The sequence below is a fragment of the Microbacterium rhizosphaerae genome, from assembly GCF_034120055.1.
GTDB classification, from domain to species: domain Bacteria; phylum Actinomycetota; class Actinomycetes; order Actinomycetales; family Microbacteriaceae; genus Microbacterium; species Microbacterium rhizosphaerae.
In genome coordinates this window covers 3,421,123-3,439,647 of sequence record NZ_CP139368.1, presented here as the reverse complement: position 1 = coordinate 3,439,647, position 18,525 = coordinate 3,421,123, and the positions used below count along the sequence as shown (strand labels likewise).

Here is an 18,525-nt window from a genome sequence, read left to right as displayed (position 1 = left end):
CTCCTGATCCGCCCGGTCCGAGCGGCACCTGCATAGGCTGGAATCCGTGGAAGACCCGCAGACGATCGGCATCCTCGGCGCCGGCAAGGTCGGGCTGGTGCTGGCCCGGCTCGCCGTCGCATCCGGTCGTCGCGTGCTGGTGGCCGGGTCCGGGGATTCCACGCGCATCGCCCAGGCGGTCGAGGTGCTCGCTCCGGGCGCGGAGGCGACGACGGCGCTGGATGCGGCGACCCGCGCGGGCGTCGTCATCCTCGCGCTGCCCCTCGGCAAGCACCGGACGATCCCGGTCGAGCCGCTGCGCGGCAAGCTCGTCATCGACGCCATGAACTACTGGTGGGATGTCGACGGCTACCGTCCCGACTTCGAGGACCCCCTGACCTCGACGAGCGAGACCGTCCAGGCGTTCCTCGAGGGCGCGCGGGTCGTGAAGGGGTTCAACCACATGGGCTACCGCGACCTCGAGGAGGAGGCTCGGCCCGCGGGCGCGGAGGGCCGCAAGGCGATCGCGATCGCCGGCGATGATCCGGATGACGTGGCGGCCGTCGCCCGGCTCGTCGACGCGTTCGGCTTCGATCCCGTGATCGCCGGTCGCCTCGCCGACGGGATGCGTCTCGAGCCCAGCACGGAGCCCTTCGGTGCCGACGTGGATGCAGCCGAGCTCACCGCGATGATCGAGCGCTTCCCGCGCTCGCAGCGCGGCCGGTTCGCCGCCGCGGCCCGTGCCCGCGTCGCCTGAGGCATCTCCTGTGCGCGGGGTTTCAGCGGGCCCGTGAGAAGGCTTCGGCCTTCGCCGCGCGCGCAGGCGCGGGCGACGCGATGGGCTTCGCCCGCCGGAGGGACGCGAGCACGGCGCGACCGATGACGACGACCCCGACGACGGTCGTGATCGCGCGGAGCGTGTCCCAGCTCAGCGTCGAGGTGATGAGCGAGTACACGAGGAAGCTCGCGAGGTTCTGGCCGATCGGAGCGCCCGGGACGTATGAGATGCCGGTGCCGGCGCCGACCGCGAACGGCCAGAACCAGAGGTTCAGGAGGAGACCGAACAGGTAGGAGGCGAGGACGCCGTAGGCGCACAGCATCCAGATCTCCGCCCAGCCGCGCACCCGGCGAGGCAGGATGCCCGCACCCGCCCCGACCCAGGCGCACGCGAACATCTGGAAGGGCGTCCACGGGCCGATGCCGCCCCACATGACACTCGAGATCGCGATGGTCGCGACGCCGAGCAGCAGGCCGAACCGGGCTCCGAAAGCGCGCCCGGCGAGGATCAGCAGGATGAATACGGCCTCGACCCCGCCGACTCCGCTGCTCGCGATGCGGACAGCGGCGCCGACCGCGGCCAGGACGCCGAGCAGCGCGATCGTGTGCGCGGAGCGGACGGTCCCGTCGAGGGATGCGGCGACCGCGATCGCCGCCAGCGGTGCCAGGGCGAGAGCGGCGAAGGGCACAGCGGCCGCGGCCTCGGTCGGCAGCGCGTCCGCGACGAACGGCCAGCAGAATGCCGCGAGCGCGACGAGGTTCGCCGCCGCCGACGCGACGAGCGGCAGCCAGTGCCGCGGCGACCGGGGTCGTGCGCTCCCCGAGCCCGGCCGGTCGTTGCGCGAGCGGAGCGAGTCGAAACGGGGTTGTCCGGGTGGCGTTTCGTCTCGGTCGCTGGCGCTCCCTCGCTCAACGACCGGGTGGGGGGCGTCTTGCGGGTCGTTGAGCGAGCGGAGCGAGTCGAAACGGGGTTGTCCGGGGGAGACGTCTTGCGGGTCGTTGAGCGAGCGGAGCGAGTCGAAACGGGGTTGTCCGGGTGGCGTTTCGGGTGCGCGAGCAGCCGGCACCACACCACTGTGCATCGGCAGGATGCGCGCGCCCAGCGCGGCAGCGAAGTCCGCGTCGTGCGTCGCGAAGAGCACGGCGGTCCCCGCATCCGCCGCCTCTCGCAGTGCATGGGCGACGAGCCCGCGGGCAGACGCATCCAGCCCCCGCGTGGGCTCGTCGATCAGCAGCACCTGCGGATCGCCCGCCGATTGCACCGTGATCGCGAGGCAGCGACGTTGGCCTGCGGACAGATCGCGGGGATGCCGCCGCGGATCGACACGCTCACCGCCGAGCAGGCGTGCGAGGCGGGCCGCAGAGGTTCCGCGCACGGCGCGCGCGCGGCGGTCGGCCGCGTCGAGTTCCGCGCCCACGGTGTCGCGCGTGAACAGGTCGTCTGATGCATCCGGCACGAGCGCGACGCGACCGGCGGCCACGACCGGCATCCCCGTGGCGGGGAGGGCGAGAGCGGCGAGGAGCGTGGACTTGCCCGCCCCGTTCGGGCCGACCAGAGCGACGATCTCGCCGGAGTCCAGAGCGAGCGACGCCGCGCGGACGAGTACGGACCGATCCCGTTCGACCGCGAGGTCAGCGACGTCCAGCACCCGCCGGGAACCGCTCACCGGGCGCGGCCCCGACACGCGCGCAGCGACCCGAACCGGGGCCGAGCCCGGCACGAGTGCGCCGTCCTCGATGGCCCACCACGCATCCGCAGCCGGCAGGAACGCCGCGGCACGGTGCTCGGCCACGACGACGCACACCCCGGCCGTGTGCGCGAGCGCGTCCAGCACGGCGATGACCCGCGTGCGAGCCTCGACGTCGAGGTCCGCCAGAGGCTCGTCCACGAGCAGCACGATGGGCCGCTCGACCACGGCGGCGGCGATCGCCACCAGGGTCGCCTCGCCGGCCGACAGCGTGCGAACGGGCCGGTCGAGCAGATGCACGACTCCGACGTGCTCGGCGACCTCGGCGATCCGCGCGGACACGATGACAGACGCGACGCCGCGCAGTTCCAGGGCGAGACCGATCTCGTCGCGCACGCGCTCGGTCGCGAACGCCTCCCGCGGATTCTGCAGCACGACCCCCACGAACCGGGAGGTGTCGCGCGGCGGCAGGCAGACCCGGTCGAAACCGGCGATCCGGACGAGGCCGTCGATCGAGCCGCCGTCGACGTGGGAGAGCAGCCCGGCGAGCCCTCGCAACAGCGTGGACTTGCCCGCACCGGTCTCTCCCGTCACGACCGTGAGGGAGCCCACCGGCGGCGCGAACTCGCCAATCCGCAGGCCCGGCGGTGTGGGGTGATCTGCTCGCCCGTCACGGTCTGCGGCCGCATCGGGCGGATCGTGACGGCTCGACCCGCTCGGGCGCGCAGCCGCGTAGGCGAAGGCGGCGTCGCGGATGACGACGGGCCGGACGCAGTCCGCGGCGAGCGATGTCACCCGCGGGGTCGCACCGAAGCCCCGCAGCTCCAGCGCGGCGGCCACGGATGACGCGCGCTCGAGTGTCCGCTCCAGGATCGGCACGAGGGCACGCGCTCCGAAGCGCTCACCGCGCACCCGGAAGGCGAATCGCACGGAGCGCACCGCGTCGGCCAGCGCCGGCAGCGTCGCCCATGCGATCGCGAGCATTCGCGCGACCGCGCGCAAAGGTCCGCGCCGCGCGAGCACCGCGAAGCCGCGGGATACGTCCACCAGCGCGTTCAGCACGCCGAACGCGAGGATCAGCGCCGCGATGGGGATCGCCGAGGCGACCGCATCCCCGAGCCCGCCCGCCGTGACGGGACCGAGCAGAACGACGTGCGCGAACGGCTCGGGCAGCCGCATCGCCGGCAGCGGCATGAGCACCGGGCCGCCGGCATCCGTCCCGTCGAACAGGATGCGGTAGACCACCCGCGCCCCGATGAACACGGCGGCCAGGATCGCCGCCGCGCGCAACGGCGCGGGTCTGAGGGTCATGGTGCGGGAGTGGTGGGCTTGTCGTTGAGGGTGAACAGCAGCTCGATGCTCTGTCCGGGCTCGACCTTCTGGGTGGACATGCCCTCCTGCGCATACGCCCACGTGCCCCCGGCGGGCTTCAGCCACAGCGCCCAGTAGGCGAAGGCAGCCGGCATCCCCTGGCACTGCTCGTGGTACGTGCTGCCGTCGGATGCGGGGATGTCGAGCTGCGCCGACGGGATGCCGTTCACACGGCACACGACCTGGTCGCCGTACTGCTTCGTGCCCTCCGTCGTCACTGCGGCCTTCGTGAGGGCCTGGGCGGCGGTGATCGGCGCGTCGGTCGCGACGCACGTCTTCTTCTTGTCGGATGCCGGCACCTTCAGGTCGCCCGGATCGACGATGACCGTGACCCCTGCGCACGTCGCGCCAGCGGTCGCCGTGGGCGACGCGGAGGATCCTGCTGCCGGTGTCGCGGACGAGCAGCCGGCGAGAGCGAGGACGAGGGCGGCGGATGCGGTGGCAGCAGCGAGTGCGGAGCGGAGTGTCACGTCTCCAGGGTAGGGGTCGCCCTGACGCTGCTGCGGGCGTGTGACGCCGCGCGACCGATGGCACTGCAGCCCCCGCGCGTAGGCTGGACCGGTGACGGTTTCGGAGCTCTTCGACGAGTCCGTGTGGGTGCCCGCGCCCGGTGCGGACGGCTATGCGGATATCACCGCGCACGTCTCCACGGACGGCCGCATCGCGCGCATCGCGTTCGACCGTCCCGAGGTGCGCAACGCGTTCCGGCCGCAGACCGTCGATGAGCTGTATCGGGCGCTCGACATCGCCCGGCAGGACCCGAGCATCGGGGTCGTGCTGCTCACCGGCAACGGCCCGAGCCCGAAGGACGGCGGCTGGGCGTTCTGCTCGGGCGGCGACCAGCGCATCCGCGGCCGTTCCGGCTATCAGTACGAGAGCCCGGCCGTCACGGGTCCCAGCCCGGCATCGGAGGTGCCCGCGGCGCCGTCCGCGGCATCCCTCGGCCGCCTGCACATCCTCGAGGTGCAGCGGCTCATCCGCTTCATGCCGAAGGTCGTCATCGCCGTCATCCCGGGCTGGGCGGCCGGAGGCGGGCACTCGTTGCACGTCGTCTGCGACCTGTCGATCGCGTCGGCCGAGCACGGCCGGTTCAAGCAGACGGATGCCGATGTCGGCTCGTTCGACGCCGGCTACGGCTCCGCCTACTTCGCGCGGCAGATCGGCCAGAAGTTCGCGCGCGAGGTGTTCTTCCTCGCCGAGGAGTACTCGGCGCAGCGCGCGTACGAGATGGGCGCCGTGAACCGGGTCGTCCCGCATGCCGAGCTCGAGCGCGAGGCCGTTGCGATGGCCCGCACCATCCTGACGAAGTCGCCGACGGCGATCCGCATGCTGAAGTTCGCCTTCAACGCGGTGGACGACGGGATGGTGGGGCAGCAGGTGTTCGCCGGTGAGGCGACGCGTCTCGCCTACGGCACCGACGAGGCCGTCGAGGGCCGCGACGCGTTCCTGCAGAAGCGCGACCCCGACTGGTCGCCGTATCCCTGGCACTTCTGATGAGGCTCGAGCCCCTCTCGGGGGACGACCCGCACGACGTGCTGCAGGCCCTCAGGGGTGCCCTGGTCGGACGCGGACCGGCCCTCGGTCTCGGCATGCTCGCACCGGCGCACGGGATCGTGCCCGACCGCACCGCCGTCGTGGTGACGACGTCGGGGTCGACGGGCATCCCGAAATCCGTCGTGCTCAGCCGGGATGCGCTCACGGCCAGCGCCCTCGCGACCGCGGCGCGCATCGGCGACGGGTCGTGGCTGCTGGCGCTGCCCGCGAGCTACGTCGCCGGGCTCCAGGTGCTCGTGCGGGCGCTCGTCGCCGGCCGCGAGCCGGCGATCCTCGAGGGTGCGTTCTCGCCGGCGTCGTTCACGACGGCGGCCCTATCGCTCGCCCGCCGCGAGGGCGGCCCGACCTATACCTCGCTCGTGCCGGCGCAGCTCTCGCGACTGCTCGACGCGGCGGCCACCGACGCCGAGACCGCCCGCGCACTGCGCTCGTTCGAGGCGATTCTCGTCGGGGGACAGGCGCTGCCGCCCGCCGTCCGCGACCGCGCCGTCGACCTCGGGGCGCGGATCGTGCGGACCTACGGATCGACAGAGACCAGCGGCGGATGCGTCTACGACGGCGTTCCCCTCCGCGGGGTCGAGGCGCGCATCGTCGACGCCGAGGTCCAGCTGTCCGGCCCGACCCTCGCGACCGGATATCTCGGCGACGACGCGCTGGCGGATGCGGTCTTCCCCCGCGATGCGGACGGCACCCGGTGGTACCGCACCGGAGACGCGGGCGTCATCGAGGACGGCGTGCTGCGGGTACGCGGCCGCATCGACAACGTCATCGTGTCGGGCGGCATCAACATCTCCCTCGACCGCGTCGAACGTGCCGTGCACACGGTCACGGGCCTCGAGCATGCTGTGGTCGTCGGAGTGCCGGACGAGCGGTGGGGCGAAGCATCCGTCATCGTCGTCGCCGGCTGGAGCGACCAGGACTCGGCTCTTCTCGCCAAGGCGCGTGCGGTCGTCGCGGCCGAAGTCGGGTCGCCGGCGCGGCCCGCGCGGCTCGTGCGCGTCGACGCGATCCCCGAGCTGTCGTCGGGCAAGCCCGACCGTGAGCAGATCCGTCGCGGACTCGCCTGATCCGTCGGGTCAGCGATCCGAGACGTCGACGACGCAGAACCGGTTGCCCTCGGTGTCCTCGAGCACGATGTAGTCGGCGCCGTCCGGATATCCGTGCCAATCGACCTCGCGCGCCCCGAGTCCCCGTAGCCGCGCGATCTGCGCCGACGGGTCGTCGGCGTACAGGTCGAGGTGCAGCCGCGGCGGATAGTGCTGCGGGTAGCCCGTCACCGACAGCGCGATGCTCGTCCCGGGGCCGTTCCACCCGCCTTTGTCCGGCGGGTCGAGGATGACCCAGTCGTCGCTCGGCTCGCCGCGGTCGACGTACCCCAGGGCGGCACTCCAGAAGGCGCGCGCCCGCGGCAGGTCCTCCACGGTCAGCACGATGGATCCGATGCTCAGCATGAGGACATCGTCCTCCCGTGGTCGGACATCGAGAGGCATGTGCGCGACCCGTATGATGCGGGGGTGGCAGCGAGCACAGCGAAGAACGGCAGGCGCGGCAAGGCGAGCGGACGAAGCGGCAACCCCGCCAAGAGACCCGAGGTCGCCGTGAAGCCGGCCACCTTCCGCGATTGGGTCGGAGCCGCACGCCTGCGCACGCTGCCCCTGGCTGTCGCCCCGGTGATCATCGGAACCGGCGCTGCACACCTCGTCGACGGGCTGCTGCACTGGGTGCTGGCGCTCGGATGCCTGGCGGTCGCGGTCTTCCTGCAGATCGGCGTGAACTACGCCAACGACTACAGCGACGGCGTGCGCGGCACCGACGCCTTCCGGGTCGGCCCCGCACGGCTGACGGGCGCCGGCCGCGCCAAGCCCCGCGCGGTTCTCACGGTCGCGCTGGTCTTCTTCGCGCTCGCCGCGCTGTCGGGCCTGGCCCTCGTCGTCCGCACGCAGCAGTGGTGGCTCATCGCGGTCGGGGCACTGTGCATCGTCGCCGCGTGGTTCTACACGGGCGGCAAGCGGCCGTACGGCTACGCGGGCCTCGGCGAACTGTTCGTCTTCGTGTTCTTCGGCCTCGTCGCGACGCTCGGCACGACGTGGATCCAGGTGCGCGTCCTCCCTCAGGAGGCGTGGTTCGGCGCTGTCGCAGCGGGATTCTTCGCCTGCGCCGTGCTGCTCGCGAACAACCTGCGCGACATCGACCAGGACCGCGCGGCAGGCAAGATGACGCTGTCGGTGCGCATCGGTCGCCGTGGCACGCAGGTGTTCTACACCGTGCTCGTCGCCCTCGCGCTCGCGATCGGCGTGCTCATCGCGGTCTTCTACCCGATCGCGTGGCTGACCCTCATGACGCTGCTGCTGCTCGGGCCCGCCATCCTCATCGTGTGGACGTACAAGGCGCCGCGCGAGCTCGTGGTCGCGCTGTCGCTGACCTCGTTCGGCTCGCTGCTCTATGCCGCGCTGCTGTTCTGGGCCTTCGTCGGCTGAGCCGGCGCCGGCCTCGAGCCGCGGCCGTCAGCTCTGGTCGTCGCGCCGGCGGGACGCCGCGGCATCCGCGGGCGCGTCGGCGGGTGCTGCGGGGACGCCGGAGTCGTCGTACTCGTGCATCGCGTCGTCCGCGGCATCCTCGAGGTCCTCGTCCGAGGGCTTCTTCCGCGGGTGCGCCGCGCGACGCTCGGCGATGCCCGCGGACATCTCGTTCAGGGGACGGCGCAGGAAGAGCATCGACAGGCTGAGGCCGATGAGGGCGGCGAAGACCGCCGCGAGCCAGTACAGCTGCTGGAACACCGGGAACAGCATCATGATGCCGAACGGCACGAGGAAAGCCAGGAGCCGCAGCACCGAATACACCAGGGTGGAGCGGATTCTCACAGAGCCATCCTAGGCGCGCCACCCTAGGATGAAGCTGTGACGCGGTTGCTGATCATCCTGGTGCCGCTGGTCCTGATGTTCTGGGTCTTCAGCGTCATCGACTGCGCCGCGCAGCCGTCGATCCGGCACCGCGGAGTGAGCAAGCCCGTCTGGATCCTCATCGTGATCCTCATCCCCGTGCTCGGCGGCATCCTCTGGTTCTGGGTCGGGCGCGTTCGCGCCCGCGACGTCGCGATCACGATCCCCGACTCGCCGGATGACGACCCCGCCTTCCTGCGGTCGGTGTCTCCGCTGTCGGCGCAGGACGAGCGCATCCGCCAGCTGGAGGAGGAGCTCGCCCGCCTCGACGCCGAGGACGATCTCCCGCCGCAGTCCAAGGGCGACAAGGCGCGCGGCGACAAGCCTCCCAAGCCCGACAAGGCCAGGCCCGATTCCGACCGGCCGGGCAAGCCGCGCCGCAACGCCGACGGGGCGCCGACGCCGTCGTCCTCGACGGACGACACCTCCTCCAGGGACGGCGACGGGGACGGGCTCGGGCGGCACGGAGCGAACGGCTGACGTGGGCGGCGCGCATACCGTCGCCGACGGCGTGGACGTCTCAGCGGTCCCCTCGGATGCATCCCCCGCGTCGGATGCCGCGGCCTCACTGCTGGGCGCCCTCGTCGATGCCGGCGTGCGCCACGTCGTCCTGAGCCCCGGGTCGCGATCGCAGGCCCTTGCTCTCGTCGCTGCGCACCTGGCACACGCGGACGCGATCGATCTGCATGTGCGCATCGACGAGCGTGTGTCGGGCTTCCTCGCGCTCGGCATCGGACGCGAGTCGGGGATGCCGGCCGCCGTCGTCTGCACCTCGGGCACCGCGGTCGCGAACCTGCTGCCCGCCGTGCTCGAGGCGCACCACTCGGGGGTGCCGCTCCTGCTGCTGACCGCCGACCGGCCGCCCGAGCTGCGCGGCGTCGGCGCGAACCAGACCACCCGGCAGCCGGGCGTGTACGGGGCGGCGGTGCGGATGGATGCCGATCTCCCGGTGCCCGATGCCGTCGACCCCGACGGGACGGGCGAGCAGACCGCCGTGCTGCGGTCCGTCGCTCTCGAGGCGCTGCGCGCCGCGCTCGGCACGGACGAGATCCCGGCCGGTCCCGTGCACCTGAACCTTCCTTACCGCGAGCCGCTGGCCGGTCGCCTGCCCGATTGGTTCACGGCCGCTCACGTCCCGGTCGATCCGGTCGCGGACCGCGACAGCGCCGGCGAGCGGGACGAGACGCAGCATCCCGTCGACCTCGACCCCGACATCCTGCCCGAGGACGACGCTTCGGGAGCCCTCTACCAGGGCGGCGGAGGCGTCGGCGAGACCGACGAGCCCGTCGACGACGCCACCGTCGTCCTGGCACGCGGACCGCGCACCGTCGTGATCGCCGGGGCCGACGCCGGGCCGGACGCCGAGATCCTCGCGCACGTCGGCAATTGGCCGCTCATCGCCGAGATCGTCAGCGGCGCCCGCTACGGCCGGCGTGTCGTGCACGGCTACCGGCAGCTGCTGCGCGATCCCGAGCTCGGCGGACGCATCGAGCGCGCCGTCGTCTTCGGTCATCCCACCCTGAGCCGTGAGGTCACGGCGCTGCTGTCGCGCGCAGATGTCGAGGTCATCGCCCTCCGCGGACCGGGGGAGCCGCTGAATCTCAACGGCGAGACCGCCTCGGTCGCGCGGGTCGCCGTCGGCGGCGGCGAGGCCGACCGCGAGTGGCTGGCGGAGTGGATGCACGCGTCGCGCGACGCATCCGTCGATCTCGCCCCGCCGCCGCCTGACGCGGCCGGCCTGTCGTCCGCCGTCCCGCATGAGCGGCTCGGCGCGATCGCCGCAGAGGTCGGCGTGCTGCGCGCACCCGTCGATCGGGTCGCGCTCGTCGACGCGGTCTGGCGGGCGTCCTGGCCGCACGACCGTCTCGTCTTCGGGTCGTCGCGTCTGGTGCGGGTCGCCGACGCCGTGCTGCCGGGCAAGAAGGTGCCCGTCCATGCGAACCGGGGGCTGGCGGGCATCGACGGCACAGTCTCCACCGCGCTCGGCATCGCCCTCGTCTCGCAGGCACGCGGCGCAGCGGGAATCACGCGCGTCCTCCTGGGCGACCTCGCGCTGCTGCACGATGTCGGCGCGCTCCTGGTGCCGCCGTCCGAGGTCGCACCACGCATCCAGGTCATCGTCGGAAACGACGGCGGCGGCACGATCTTCGACGATCTCGAGGTCGCGGGCATCGCGGCACCCGCCGACATGGATCGGGTCATGTACACACCGCAGCGCGTTCGCCTGGCGGAGCTCGCGGCGGCATACGGGTGGGAGCACATCGTCGTCTCGACGCGCTCCGCCCTCGACGAGGCGCTCACCTCGCCGGTGCGCGGGCCGCAGCTCGTCGAGGTCCCGCTCGAGCGCTGAGGCTCCGAGCATCGGGACGCCCTCTCGGCGAGCGGGTGTCGTGCGGCCGTGCGATCCGCCAGGATGTGCACATGTCGAAGAAGATCTCCTGGACGGCGGACGTCGCCGAGCTGCTGCGCGTGGGCGAGGGCTTTCGGCTCGCCGACGTCGATGCCGAGGCGACGCCTGCCTACGACGGCGGCAAGAGCGACGGTGAAGACGATCTCGCACGGGGTGCCGCGCAGCTCGACGAGCTGCAGGAGCGCCTGTTCGCGTCGAGCCGCGGCGGAGGGCGCCACACATCCGTGCTCCTCGTGCTGCAGGCGATGGACACCGCGGGCAAGGGTGGCATCGTCCGGCACGTGATGGGAAGCGTCGATCCTCAGGGCGTGTGGCTGACGGCGTTCAAGAAGCCGACCGAGGAGGAGCTCGCCCACGACTTCCTGTGGCGCATCGAGAAGCGCACACCCGAGACCGGGATGATCGGCGTCTTCGACCGCTCCCACTACGAGGACGTCCTGATCGGACGCGTCCGCCGACTCGCCTCGGCCGACGAGATCGAGCGCCGGTACGGAGCGATCGTCGACTTCGAGAAGCGATTGACGGATGCCGGCACCCGCGTCGTCAAGGTCATGCTGCACATCTCGCGCGACGAGCAGCGCACGCGTCTCATGGCGCGTCTGGACCGCCCCGACAAGCACTGGAAGTACAACCCCGGCGACATCGACGAGCGTCGCCTGTGGCCCGACTACATGGATGCCTACCAGGTCGCGTTCGAGCGCACCTCGACGGCGGATGCGCCCTGGTTCGTCGTACCGGCCAACCGCAAGTGGTATGCGCGCCTCGCGGTGCAGCAGCTGCTGATCCGCGCGCTGCAGGACATCGATCCGCGCTGGCCGGCGGCGACCTACGACGTCGATGCGGAGCGCAAGCGCCTGCTCGTCAGCTGACCGCAGCCGGTCCCGCCTGAATGGCCACGCCAAGTAGTTGGTGCGGACTAGTACTTGATCTGATACAGTACTTGACATGACCAACGACGACGCTTTCGCGGCCGACCTGCTGCGTGGCCATACCGACACGATCGTGCTCGGGGTGCTGCGCCGCGGCGACCGCTACGGCTTCGAGATCTACAAGGCGATCCGGGATGCCACCGGCGGCGACCGCGAGATCAAGGAAGCCACTCTCTATGCCACGTACCGCCGCCTGGAGAAGGACGGGCTCGTCGAGTCCTACTGGGGCGACGAGACCCAGGGCGGGCGCCGCAAGTACTACCGGATCACCGACGCCGGCCGCGCCGTCTACACCTCGAACGTCGCGGCCTGGGTTGCGACCCGCGCGATCATCGACTCTCTTCTCGACGTGAAGGAAACGAAATGAACAACGACATCCACCGGCTGCTCGATGAGGCGTTCGCGGGCGTCGAGATGACCCCCGACACGCAGGACCTGAAGGAGGAGATCCGCGCCAACCTCATCGCGCGGGCCGACGAGCTCGAGGCGTCCGGCGTGTCGCCGACGGATGCCGCGCGCCGCGCGATCGCCGAGCTGGGCGACATCCGCGCCCTCCTCGAGGATGCGCCCGATGCCACGCCCGTCCGCGACGACTACACCGCGCTCGCGCTGCGCCACCGCGTGCGTCCCCGGCCGGCATTCGTCGTCCGCACGGTCGTGCTGAGCCTCGTGGCCGCGGTCGCCGTCGTGCTCTTCGTGCTCGGCAAGAGCGGCCTCCTCGACATCTCCACGGCCGGGATGCTCGGTCTCGGCGCCGTCGTGGCCCTCGCTCTGGGATTCGTGACCGCCGACGCGCTGCAGCAGGAGACGACGACCAATCACCCGCTGCCGGTCGGCCGGGCCGTCGGCTTCGGCCTCGGCACGGGCGGGACCCTCGCGGCGCTCGCGCTCGGCGGGACGTTCGCCGCACACCTCGACCAGCTGTGGCTGGTCGTGGTCGCGGCTGTGCTGTTCGTGGCATCCATCGCCCTGCTCGCATGGCTCGGTGCGACGACGACCAACCGGCACAAGGCGTGGACGCGGCAGGCGCGCGGCGCGCAGCCGCCGAACCGGTTCGAGGAGGAGCCCGCGACGGCAGCGCGATTCGGCGTCTACACGGTCGGGATCTGGGTGCTCACGTTCGCAGCGGCGGCCGTTCTCGCCTTCACCGCCGGGTGGTGGTGGGCCCCCGTCGCCCTCGCGGTCGGCCTCGCCGTGTGGATGTTCGTGCTCGGCCGCATGCTGTTCGGCCACCGGTCCTGAACCCCGGTCGCCGTGAGGCGACCACCCCGCAACACATCGATCGAAGGAAAGGATGCTTCGCCATGCCTGAAAACACCCCGGCCATCACGGCCGAAGACCTCGTGAAGGTCTATCCGGGCCGCGGCCGCCGGCCCGCCGTCCGCGCTCTCGACGGCCTCCGCTTCACCGTTCCGGCCGGCCGCGTCTTCGGCCTGCTCGGCCCGAACGGCGCCGGCAAGTCCACCACCACGAAGATCCTCACGACCCTTTCGCGGCCGACGAGCGGCACGGCCCAGGTCGCCGGGCACGACGTCCTGCGAGAGCCGGGCGCGGTCCGCGCGGCGATCGGCTACGTCTCGCAGGGTGCGAGCACCGATCCGCTGCTGACCGCGACGGAGAACCTCACGATCGCGGCGCGGCTGCGCGGCATCGGGGCGTCCGACGCGGTCGCGCGGGCGAGGCGGCTGCTCCAGGAGTTCGGGCTCGCCGAGGCGTCCAAGCGCCTCGTGAGCACCTTCTCGGGCGGGATGCGTCGCCGACTCGATGTCGCGGCGGCCCTCGTGCACCGGCCGCGCGTCCTGTTCCTCGACGAGCCCACGACCGGGCTCGACCCGGAGGCGCGGGCGGCGATGTGGGCCGAGATCCGGCGGCTCTCGGGGGAGGAGGCCCTGACGGTCATCCTCACGACGCACTACATGGAGGAGGCCGATCGTCTCGCCGACGAGCTGCTGATCGTCAACCGCGGCCGCGCCGTCGTGCAGGGCACGCCCGACGAGCTGAAGGCCGCGCTGCACGGCGACTCGGTGCGCGTGAGCCTCGTCGAGCCCGACGCGGCCCGCGTTCGCGCCGCCGTCTCGAACGTCCCGGGTCTGCGCGACGTCGTGATCGAGGCATCCGCCGTCGACGGGGTGCTGGCCGCCCGCACCGACGACGCCTCCGCCGCTGTCGGCTCCGTGATCGCCGCGCTGGATGCCGCGCACATCCGCTACGGGCAGGTCTCGGCATCCCACCCCACCCTCGACGATGTGTACCTGCACTTCGTCGGTCACACCTTCGACGGCGCGCAGGGCGCCGACGACGTCCTGGAAGGACAGGCAGCATGACGACTCTTGCAGCGCCGATCGGCACGGCGCGGCCCGCGACCGCGGGCTGGTTCACCCAGACGGGGCAGGTCCTGCGCCGCTGGCTCATCGCGGTGCTCCGCCAGGTGTGGGGCCCCGTCATGTCGCTCGTGCAGCCGATCATCTGGATCGTGCTGTTCGGCAGCGTCTTCCACTCGCTCGGCGCGCTGCCGCAGTTCGGCGGCGCGGGGTACATCGACTATCTGGTGCCCGGCATCCTCATGATGACGGTCCTCTACTCCGGAGCGTGGGCCGGAACCGGCTACATCGACGACATCAACTCCGGCGTGATGGACCAGTACCTCACGTCGCCGATCTCGCGCTCGGCGATCGTGACAGGGCAGCTGATCCAGCAGCTCGTCATCAACATCGCCCAGTCGATCGTCGTGCTCGGGATCGGCTGGCTGGCCGGGGCGCGCTACCCGGGCGGCGCGGGAGGGATGCTCGTCGCCCTCGGCGTCGCGACGCTTCTGGCGACGATCTTCTGCTGCTGCTCGACCGCGGTCGCGCTCATCTCGCGCAGCCAGATCGCGCTGATCAGCCTGTCGCAGCTGATCGTGCTGCCGGCGACGTTCCTGTCCACGACGATGATGCCCGCATCGCTCATGCCGGAGTGGGTGGCGAACGTCTCGAGGTGGAATCCGATGACGTGGGCCGTCGAGCTCGGTCGCGGCGGACTCGACGGCTCGTATCCGGATGCCGGGTGGTGGCAGGCCGGGGGCCTCGCTCTGCTCGCGGTGCTGGCGTTCGCGTGGGCGGTCCGTTCGCTCCGCACCTACCAGCGCGCTCTCTGACGACCCCCGGTGGCAGGTCCCCGGGCCCGTCGAGGGGTCGCACCGACGATCACCGTTGGCCCCGCCCCCTCGACAGGTCCCCGAGCCTGTCGAGGGGTCGCACCGACGATCACCGTTGGCCCCGCCCCCTCGACAGGTCCCCGAGCCTGTCGAGGGGTCGCACCGACGATCACCGTTGGCCCCGCCCCCTCGACCCGCTCGGGGACCGTTTTGGTCCGACCGGTATACCACCCCTTCGACTGCGTCCCATTCCGCTGCATGGGGGTGCGAGAATGGGCGCGTGACGTCAGAGGTCGAGTACGAATCCGAAGTGGAACGCGCCACCCGCGTCATCCGCGACGAGATCCTCGACGGTGTGCGCAAGCCGGGCAGTCGCCTCGTCGAGCGGGATCTCGCGGCGGATCTGGGCGTCAGCCGGGTCCCGGTTCGCGACGCGCTGAAGACGCTCGTCGCCGAGGGGCTCGTGACGCCGCGGCCTCGCACGTGGGCGACCGTGCGCGAGTTCACGCCCGCCGACGTCGCCGACCTCAACGAGGTGCGCTCCGCGCTCGAGGTGCTGACCTTCCGTCTCGCCGCGAATCGCCGCACCCGCGAGGGCCTCGAGCGCCTGCGCGGCGTGCTGGACACGGAGCTCGCCGCGGCTCGCGCCGGCGACGCGCCGAAGGCTCGTCGGGCCGCCGCCGACTTCCATGAGACCGTCACCGCGATCGCCGGCAACGACCTGCTGTTCGAGATCGACGGGCTGCTGCGCAGCCGCATCCGGTGGCTGCTCGTGCAGCACGAGAACATCGAGCAGGTCGCGGCGGAGCACGAGGCACTGTACGACGCGATCGCCCAGCGCGACGTCGCTCGTGCCAGCACGCTCATCCTCGCCCACATGGGCAACATCCGGTACCTCGACGACCCCACGTGGCGCGACGAGGACCGGACGCTGGGCGACGCCGCAGCCCGCTGATCCTGCGTCGCATCCCTCGCTGACGCGCCCTCGGTGCCCCTCATCACACCGAGGTATACCAATCTCGGAGAATGGAATACCATTCGAGATGGCGACCGTCGTGCGCGCGGCGGCACCGAGCCGATCCGTGCACCGCCCCGTCGCGCACCAAGGACGACACATGGCCTCCGAACCCACCGCCGTAGCAGCCGAGACCGACACCGGGCGCGAGCTCGAGTCCGAGTTCGAGCACACACCCGTCCCGCTGACCCATCGCAAGTCGCTCCTGACCGTCTCCGCGGTCTGGTTCGGCTTCCCGATGATCCTGACGAACGCCGTCCCGGGCGGACTCGTCGTCGCCATGCTCGGCTTCTGGCAGGGCCTCGCGGCGATCGTCGTCGCGAACCTGATCATGTTCGTCTATGTCGGGCTGCTCAGCTATCGCGCGGGCGAGACCGGCAAGAGCTTCGCCCTCCAGGCCACCGAGACGTTCGGCACCCGTGGGTACGCGATCGCCTCGGGTTTCCTCTCCACGGTCGTCGTCGGCTGGTTCGCGTTCAACACCGGCGCGACCGGCGCGAGCCTCCACAAGGCGTTCGGCTGGAACGAGACGATCATCGTCGCGATCGCCGGTGTCCTGTTCATCGGCCTCACCTACCTCGGCATCACGGCGCTGTCGTGGATCGGCGCCATCGCCGCGCCGCTGTTCCTCGTCGCCGCGATCGCGGCGATCGCCGTCGCGGCGCAGACGACCGACCTCGGCGCCATCGCGGACTATCAGGGCGTCGGCGGCGGTGCGATGACCTTCGGCGTCGCCGTCACCGTGATCATGGCCACCTTCGCCGACTCGGGCACGATGACCGCGGACTTCACGCGCTGGTCGAAGAACGGCAGGCAGGCCGTCGTCGCGACCTCGACGGCCTTCCCGGTCGCGAGCCTCATCGCCCAGCTCACCGGCGGCGTGCTCGTCGCGGCCGGCGCGATCGCGAACGCCGGCACCGCGGGCGGCGACTTCACGCCGATCCTCACCGGCCCGGGCAACCCGCTGCTCGACATGCTGGTGCTCGTGTTCGTCGTCGTGAACCTCGGCTCGGTGTGCACGCACTGCCTCTACAACGGGGCTCTGGGCTGGTCGCACCTCGTCGGGTCGAAGATGCGCATCCTGACCCTCATCCTCGGGGTCATCGGCGTCGTCGTCGCGCTGCTCGGCGCCTGGAGCCTGTTCGTCAACTGGCTCGTGCTCCTCGGTGTGCTCGTGCCGCCGCTCGGCGCCGTGCTGATCGCGGACCAGGTCATCCTCCGCAAGCGGAACGCCGGCCGTGCCGAGGCCCGGGTGCGCCCGAGCGCCTTCGTCGCGTGGGCGGCGGGCGCGGGTGTGGCGCTCCTGACACACCTGTTCGTGCCCGTGCTCTCCGATGCCGTGACCGGTCTGGTCGTGGGGCTCGCGGTGTACCTCGCGATCGAGCTGTCGCGCGGGCGGCGCACCGTCTGAACCGGTCCAGGCGGCGGGCCCGGCGCCGGGGCGCTCAGGCCAGAGCGTCCACGATCGGCCGGAACTTCACCCGCGTCTCCACGAGCTCCGACTCGGGATCGCTGCCGGCGACGATCCCCGCACCGGCGTGGGCGACGACTCGCTGCCCGGCGATGTACTCCGCGTGCCGGCGCGGCATCGGCCCCGGGAACTGCGCGCAGCGCAGGGCGATCGCCCATTCGCCGTCGCCGTGCGCATCGATCCAGCCGACCGGACCGGCGTAGCGCCCGCGGTCGAACGGCTCGATGCGGCGGATGGCGGCGATCGCGGCAGCCGTCGGGGATCCCGCGACGGCAGCCGTGGGATGCAGCGCCCGCACGAGCTCGAGCGCGCTCGAGCCGTCCGCGAGGTCTCCTTCGAGGTCGGTGGCCAGGTGCCACACGTTCGGCAGCTTGAGGGTGAACGGCTGCTCGCTGGCGGCGAGCGCCGTGGTGTGCGGACGCAGGGCGGCGAGCACGCTTTGCACGGCGTACTCGTGCTCGTCGAGGTCCTTCGCGGAGGTGGCGAGGGCGAAGGAGGCGACGACGTCCGCGTCCGCATCCGCCCCCCGCGGAGTCGTGCCGGCCAGCACCCTCGCCGTCACGGTGCCGCCCGAGACCGTCACAAGGGTTTCGGGGCTCGCGCCGATGATGCCGTCGACCGCATACGTCCACGTGTCGGGGTAGCCGCTCGAGAGGGCGCGCGCGAGCCTGCGCAGGTCGGCGCCCGCAGGGACGCTGCCGACGAGCTCGCGCGCCAGCACGACCTTGCCGACCTCGCCCGCCGCGATCGCGTCCAGTCCCTGCCGCACCGCCGACTGATACCCCTCGGGGCCGAGTGCACCGGGACCGAGCGTCCCCGCCCAGTACGGCCCGTAGGGGACGGGATGCGGCTCGCCCGCGGGTTCGCCGATCGAGATGCGCGTCACCCAGCCGCGACCGGCGTGCCGTCCGACGATGAGCGACGGGACGATCAGCGACGACGGCATGGTGGAACCCTCGTCGAACGCGAAGGCGCCGAAGGCCACGAGCCCGGTTCCGGGAAGCTGCACCTGATCGTCGACGGATGCGGCAGCCACCAGCTCGGACCACGCCGCCGAGAGGGTCTCCAGACGTCCGCCGTGTCCGCTCGGGCCGGGGCCGCCGGCATCCATTCGCCACACGACCGGTCCCGACCCGACGAAGCCGTCCGAGCGACGGAGCCAGGCGAGCGGGGCGGCGGGGTCGGTGAACTCGAGGAGGTCTTCGACGGGGGCGATCTCGCGGGTCTCGACCACCAGATGTTGCACGACCTCCAGC

At 71.9% G+C, this 18,525-nt stretch carries 18 protein-coding genes; 13 read left to right on the top strand and 5 right to left on the bottom strand.

Annotation, left to right across the window (positions count from 1 at the left end; translation table 11 throughout):
* Positions 1–46 precede the first annotated feature (46 nt).
* Positions 47–736 (top strand): NADPH-dependent F420 reductase, encoded by a 690-nt coding sequence (locus SM116_RS15720; protein ID WP_320941907.1) that lies wholly within the window; start codon positions 47–49, stop codon positions 734–736.
* 22 nt (positions 737–758) lie between these two features.
* Here SM116_RS15720 and SM116_RS15715 read toward each other — a convergent pair whose 3' ends face one another.
* Together SM116_RS15715 and SM116_RS15710 are read right to left on the bottom strand one after the other, a co-directional pair.
* Positions 759–3,755, bottom strand: a complete 2,997-nt coding sequence (locus SM116_RS15715; protein WP_320941906.1) for an ATP-binding cassette domain-containing protein — start codon at positions 3,753–3,755, stop codon at positions 759–761.
* Positions 3,752–4,285 (bottom strand): hypothetical protein, encoded by a 534-nt coding sequence (locus tag SM116_RS15710; protein ID WP_320941905.1) that lies wholly within the window; start codon positions 4,283–4,285, stop codon positions 3,752–3,754. The genes SM116_RS15715 and SM116_RS15710 overlap by 4 nt, the downstream gene beginning before the upstream one ends.
* Positions 4,286–4,376: 91 nt before the next feature.
* On the opposite strand from SM116_RS15710, the gene SM116_RS15705 reads away from it, so the two are divergent.
* Positions 4,377–5,309, top strand: a complete 933-nt coding sequence (locus SM116_RS15705; RefSeq protein WP_320941904.1) for a 1,4-dihydroxy-2-naphthoyl-CoA synthase — start codon at positions 4,377–4,379, stop codon at positions 5,307–5,309.
* Positions 5,309–6,436 (top strand): AMP-binding protein, encoded by a 1,128-nt coding sequence (locus SM116_RS15700; RefSeq protein ID WP_320941903.1) that lies wholly within the window; start codon positions 5,309–5,311, stop codon positions 6,434–6,436. The genes SM116_RS15705 and SM116_RS15700 overlap by 1 nt, the downstream gene beginning before the upstream one ends.
* A gap of 9 nt (positions 6,437–6,445) precedes the next feature.
* Here the strand turns inward: SM116_RS15700 and SM116_RS15695 are convergent, their stop codons facing one another.
* Positions 6,446–6,820: a VOC family protein gene (locus SM116_RS15695; RefSeq protein WP_320941902.1), complete on the bottom strand. Its 375-nt coding sequence runs from the start codon at positions 6,818–6,820 to the stop codon at positions 6,446–6,448.
* Between the two features lie 63 nt (positions 6,821–6,883).
* Between SM116_RS15695 and SM116_RS15690 the strand changes: the two genes are divergently transcribed.
* Positions 6,884–7,846, top strand: a complete 963-nt coding sequence (locus tag SM116_RS15690) for a 1,4-dihydroxy-2-naphthoate polyprenyltransferase (RefSeq protein WP_425563193.1) — start codon at positions 6,884–6,886, stop codon at positions 7,844–7,846.
* Positions 7,847–7,873: 27 nt separating this feature from the next.
* Here the strand turns inward: SM116_RS15690 and SM116_RS15685 are convergent, their stop codons facing one another.
* The gene (locus SM116_RS15685; protein WP_320941901.1) at positions 7,874–8,230 is read right to left on the bottom strand and encodes a DUF4229 domain-containing protein; all 357 of its coding nucleotides are present in this window, start codon (positions 8,228–8,230) and stop codon (positions 7,874–7,876) included.
* A 36-nt stretch (positions 8,231–8,266) separates the two neighbouring features.
* On the opposite strand from SM116_RS15685, the gene SM116_RS15680 reads away from it, so the two are divergent.
* The 9 genes from SM116_RS15680 (at position 8,267) to SM116_RS15640 (ending at position 17,209) form a co-directional block, all read left to right on the top strand.
* On the top strand, positions 8,267–8,788 hold the full coding sequence (locus SM116_RS15680) for a PLD nuclease N-terminal domain-containing protein (protein ID WP_320941900.1): 522 nt from the start codon (positions 8,267–8,269) through the stop codon (positions 8,786–8,788).
* 31 nt (positions 8,789–8,819) lie between these two features.
* Positions 8,820–10,658 carry a 2-succinyl-5-enolpyruvyl-6-hydroxy-3-cyclohexene-1-carboxylic-acid synthase gene (gene menD, locus SM116_RS15675; protein WP_320941899.1) on the top strand — a complete coding sequence of 613 codons (1,839 nt, stop codon included), beginning with the start codon at positions 8,820–8,822 and terminating at the stop codon, positions 10,656–10,658.
* Between the two features lie 71 nt (positions 10,659–10,729).
* A complete protein-coding gene (locus SM116_RS15670; protein WP_320941898.1) occupies positions 10,730–11,587 on the top strand; it encodes a polyphosphate kinase 2 family protein in 858 nt (285 codons plus the stop codon).
* Between the two features lie 76 nt (positions 11,588–11,663).
* Complete coding sequence (locus tag SM116_RS15665) at positions 11,664–12,014, top strand: PadR family transcriptional regulator (RefSeq protein ID WP_320941897.1); 351 nt, start codon at positions 11,664–11,666, stop codon at positions 12,012–12,014.
* Complete coding sequence (locus tag SM116_RS15660) at positions 12,011–12,889, top strand: permease prefix domain 1-containing protein (RefSeq protein WP_320941896.1); 879 nt, start codon at positions 12,011–12,013, stop codon at positions 12,887–12,889. Before SM116_RS15665 ends, SM116_RS15660 begins: the two co-directional genes overlap by 4 nt.
* A gap of 62 nt (positions 12,890–12,951) precedes the next feature.
* A complete protein-coding gene (locus SM116_RS15655) occupies positions 12,952–13,971 on the top strand; it encodes an ABC transporter ATP-binding protein (protein WP_320941895.1) in 1,020 nt (339 codons plus the stop codon).
* Positions 13,968–14,783 (top strand): ABC transporter permease, encoded by an 816-nt coding sequence (locus SM116_RS15650; RefSeq protein WP_320941894.1) that lies wholly within the window; start codon positions 13,968–13,970, stop codon positions 14,781–14,783. Before SM116_RS15655 ends, SM116_RS15650 begins: the two co-directional genes overlap by 4 nt.
* Before the next feature lie 280 nt (positions 14,784–15,063).
* Positions 15,064–15,738, top strand: coding sequence for a GntR family transcriptional regulator (locus SM116_RS15645; protein WP_320941893.1), 675 nt, complete (start codon positions 15,064–15,066; stop codon positions 15,736–15,738).
* Positions 15,739–15,898: 160 nt separating this feature from the next.
* Positions 15,899–17,209 carry a cytosine permease gene (locus tag SM116_RS15640; protein WP_320941892.1) on the top strand — a complete coding sequence of 437 codons (1,311 nt, stop codon included), beginning with the start codon at positions 15,899–15,901 and terminating at the stop codon, positions 17,207–17,209.
* Between the two features lie 34 nt (positions 17,210–17,243).
* On the opposite strand, the gene SM116_RS15635 is transcribed toward SM116_RS15640, so the two are convergent.
* A complete protein-coding gene (locus tag SM116_RS15635; protein ID WP_320941891.1) occupies positions 17,244–18,515 on the bottom strand; it encodes an isochorismate synthase in 1,272 nt (423 codons plus the stop codon).
* Positions 18,516–18,525: the final 10 nt, after the last annotated feature.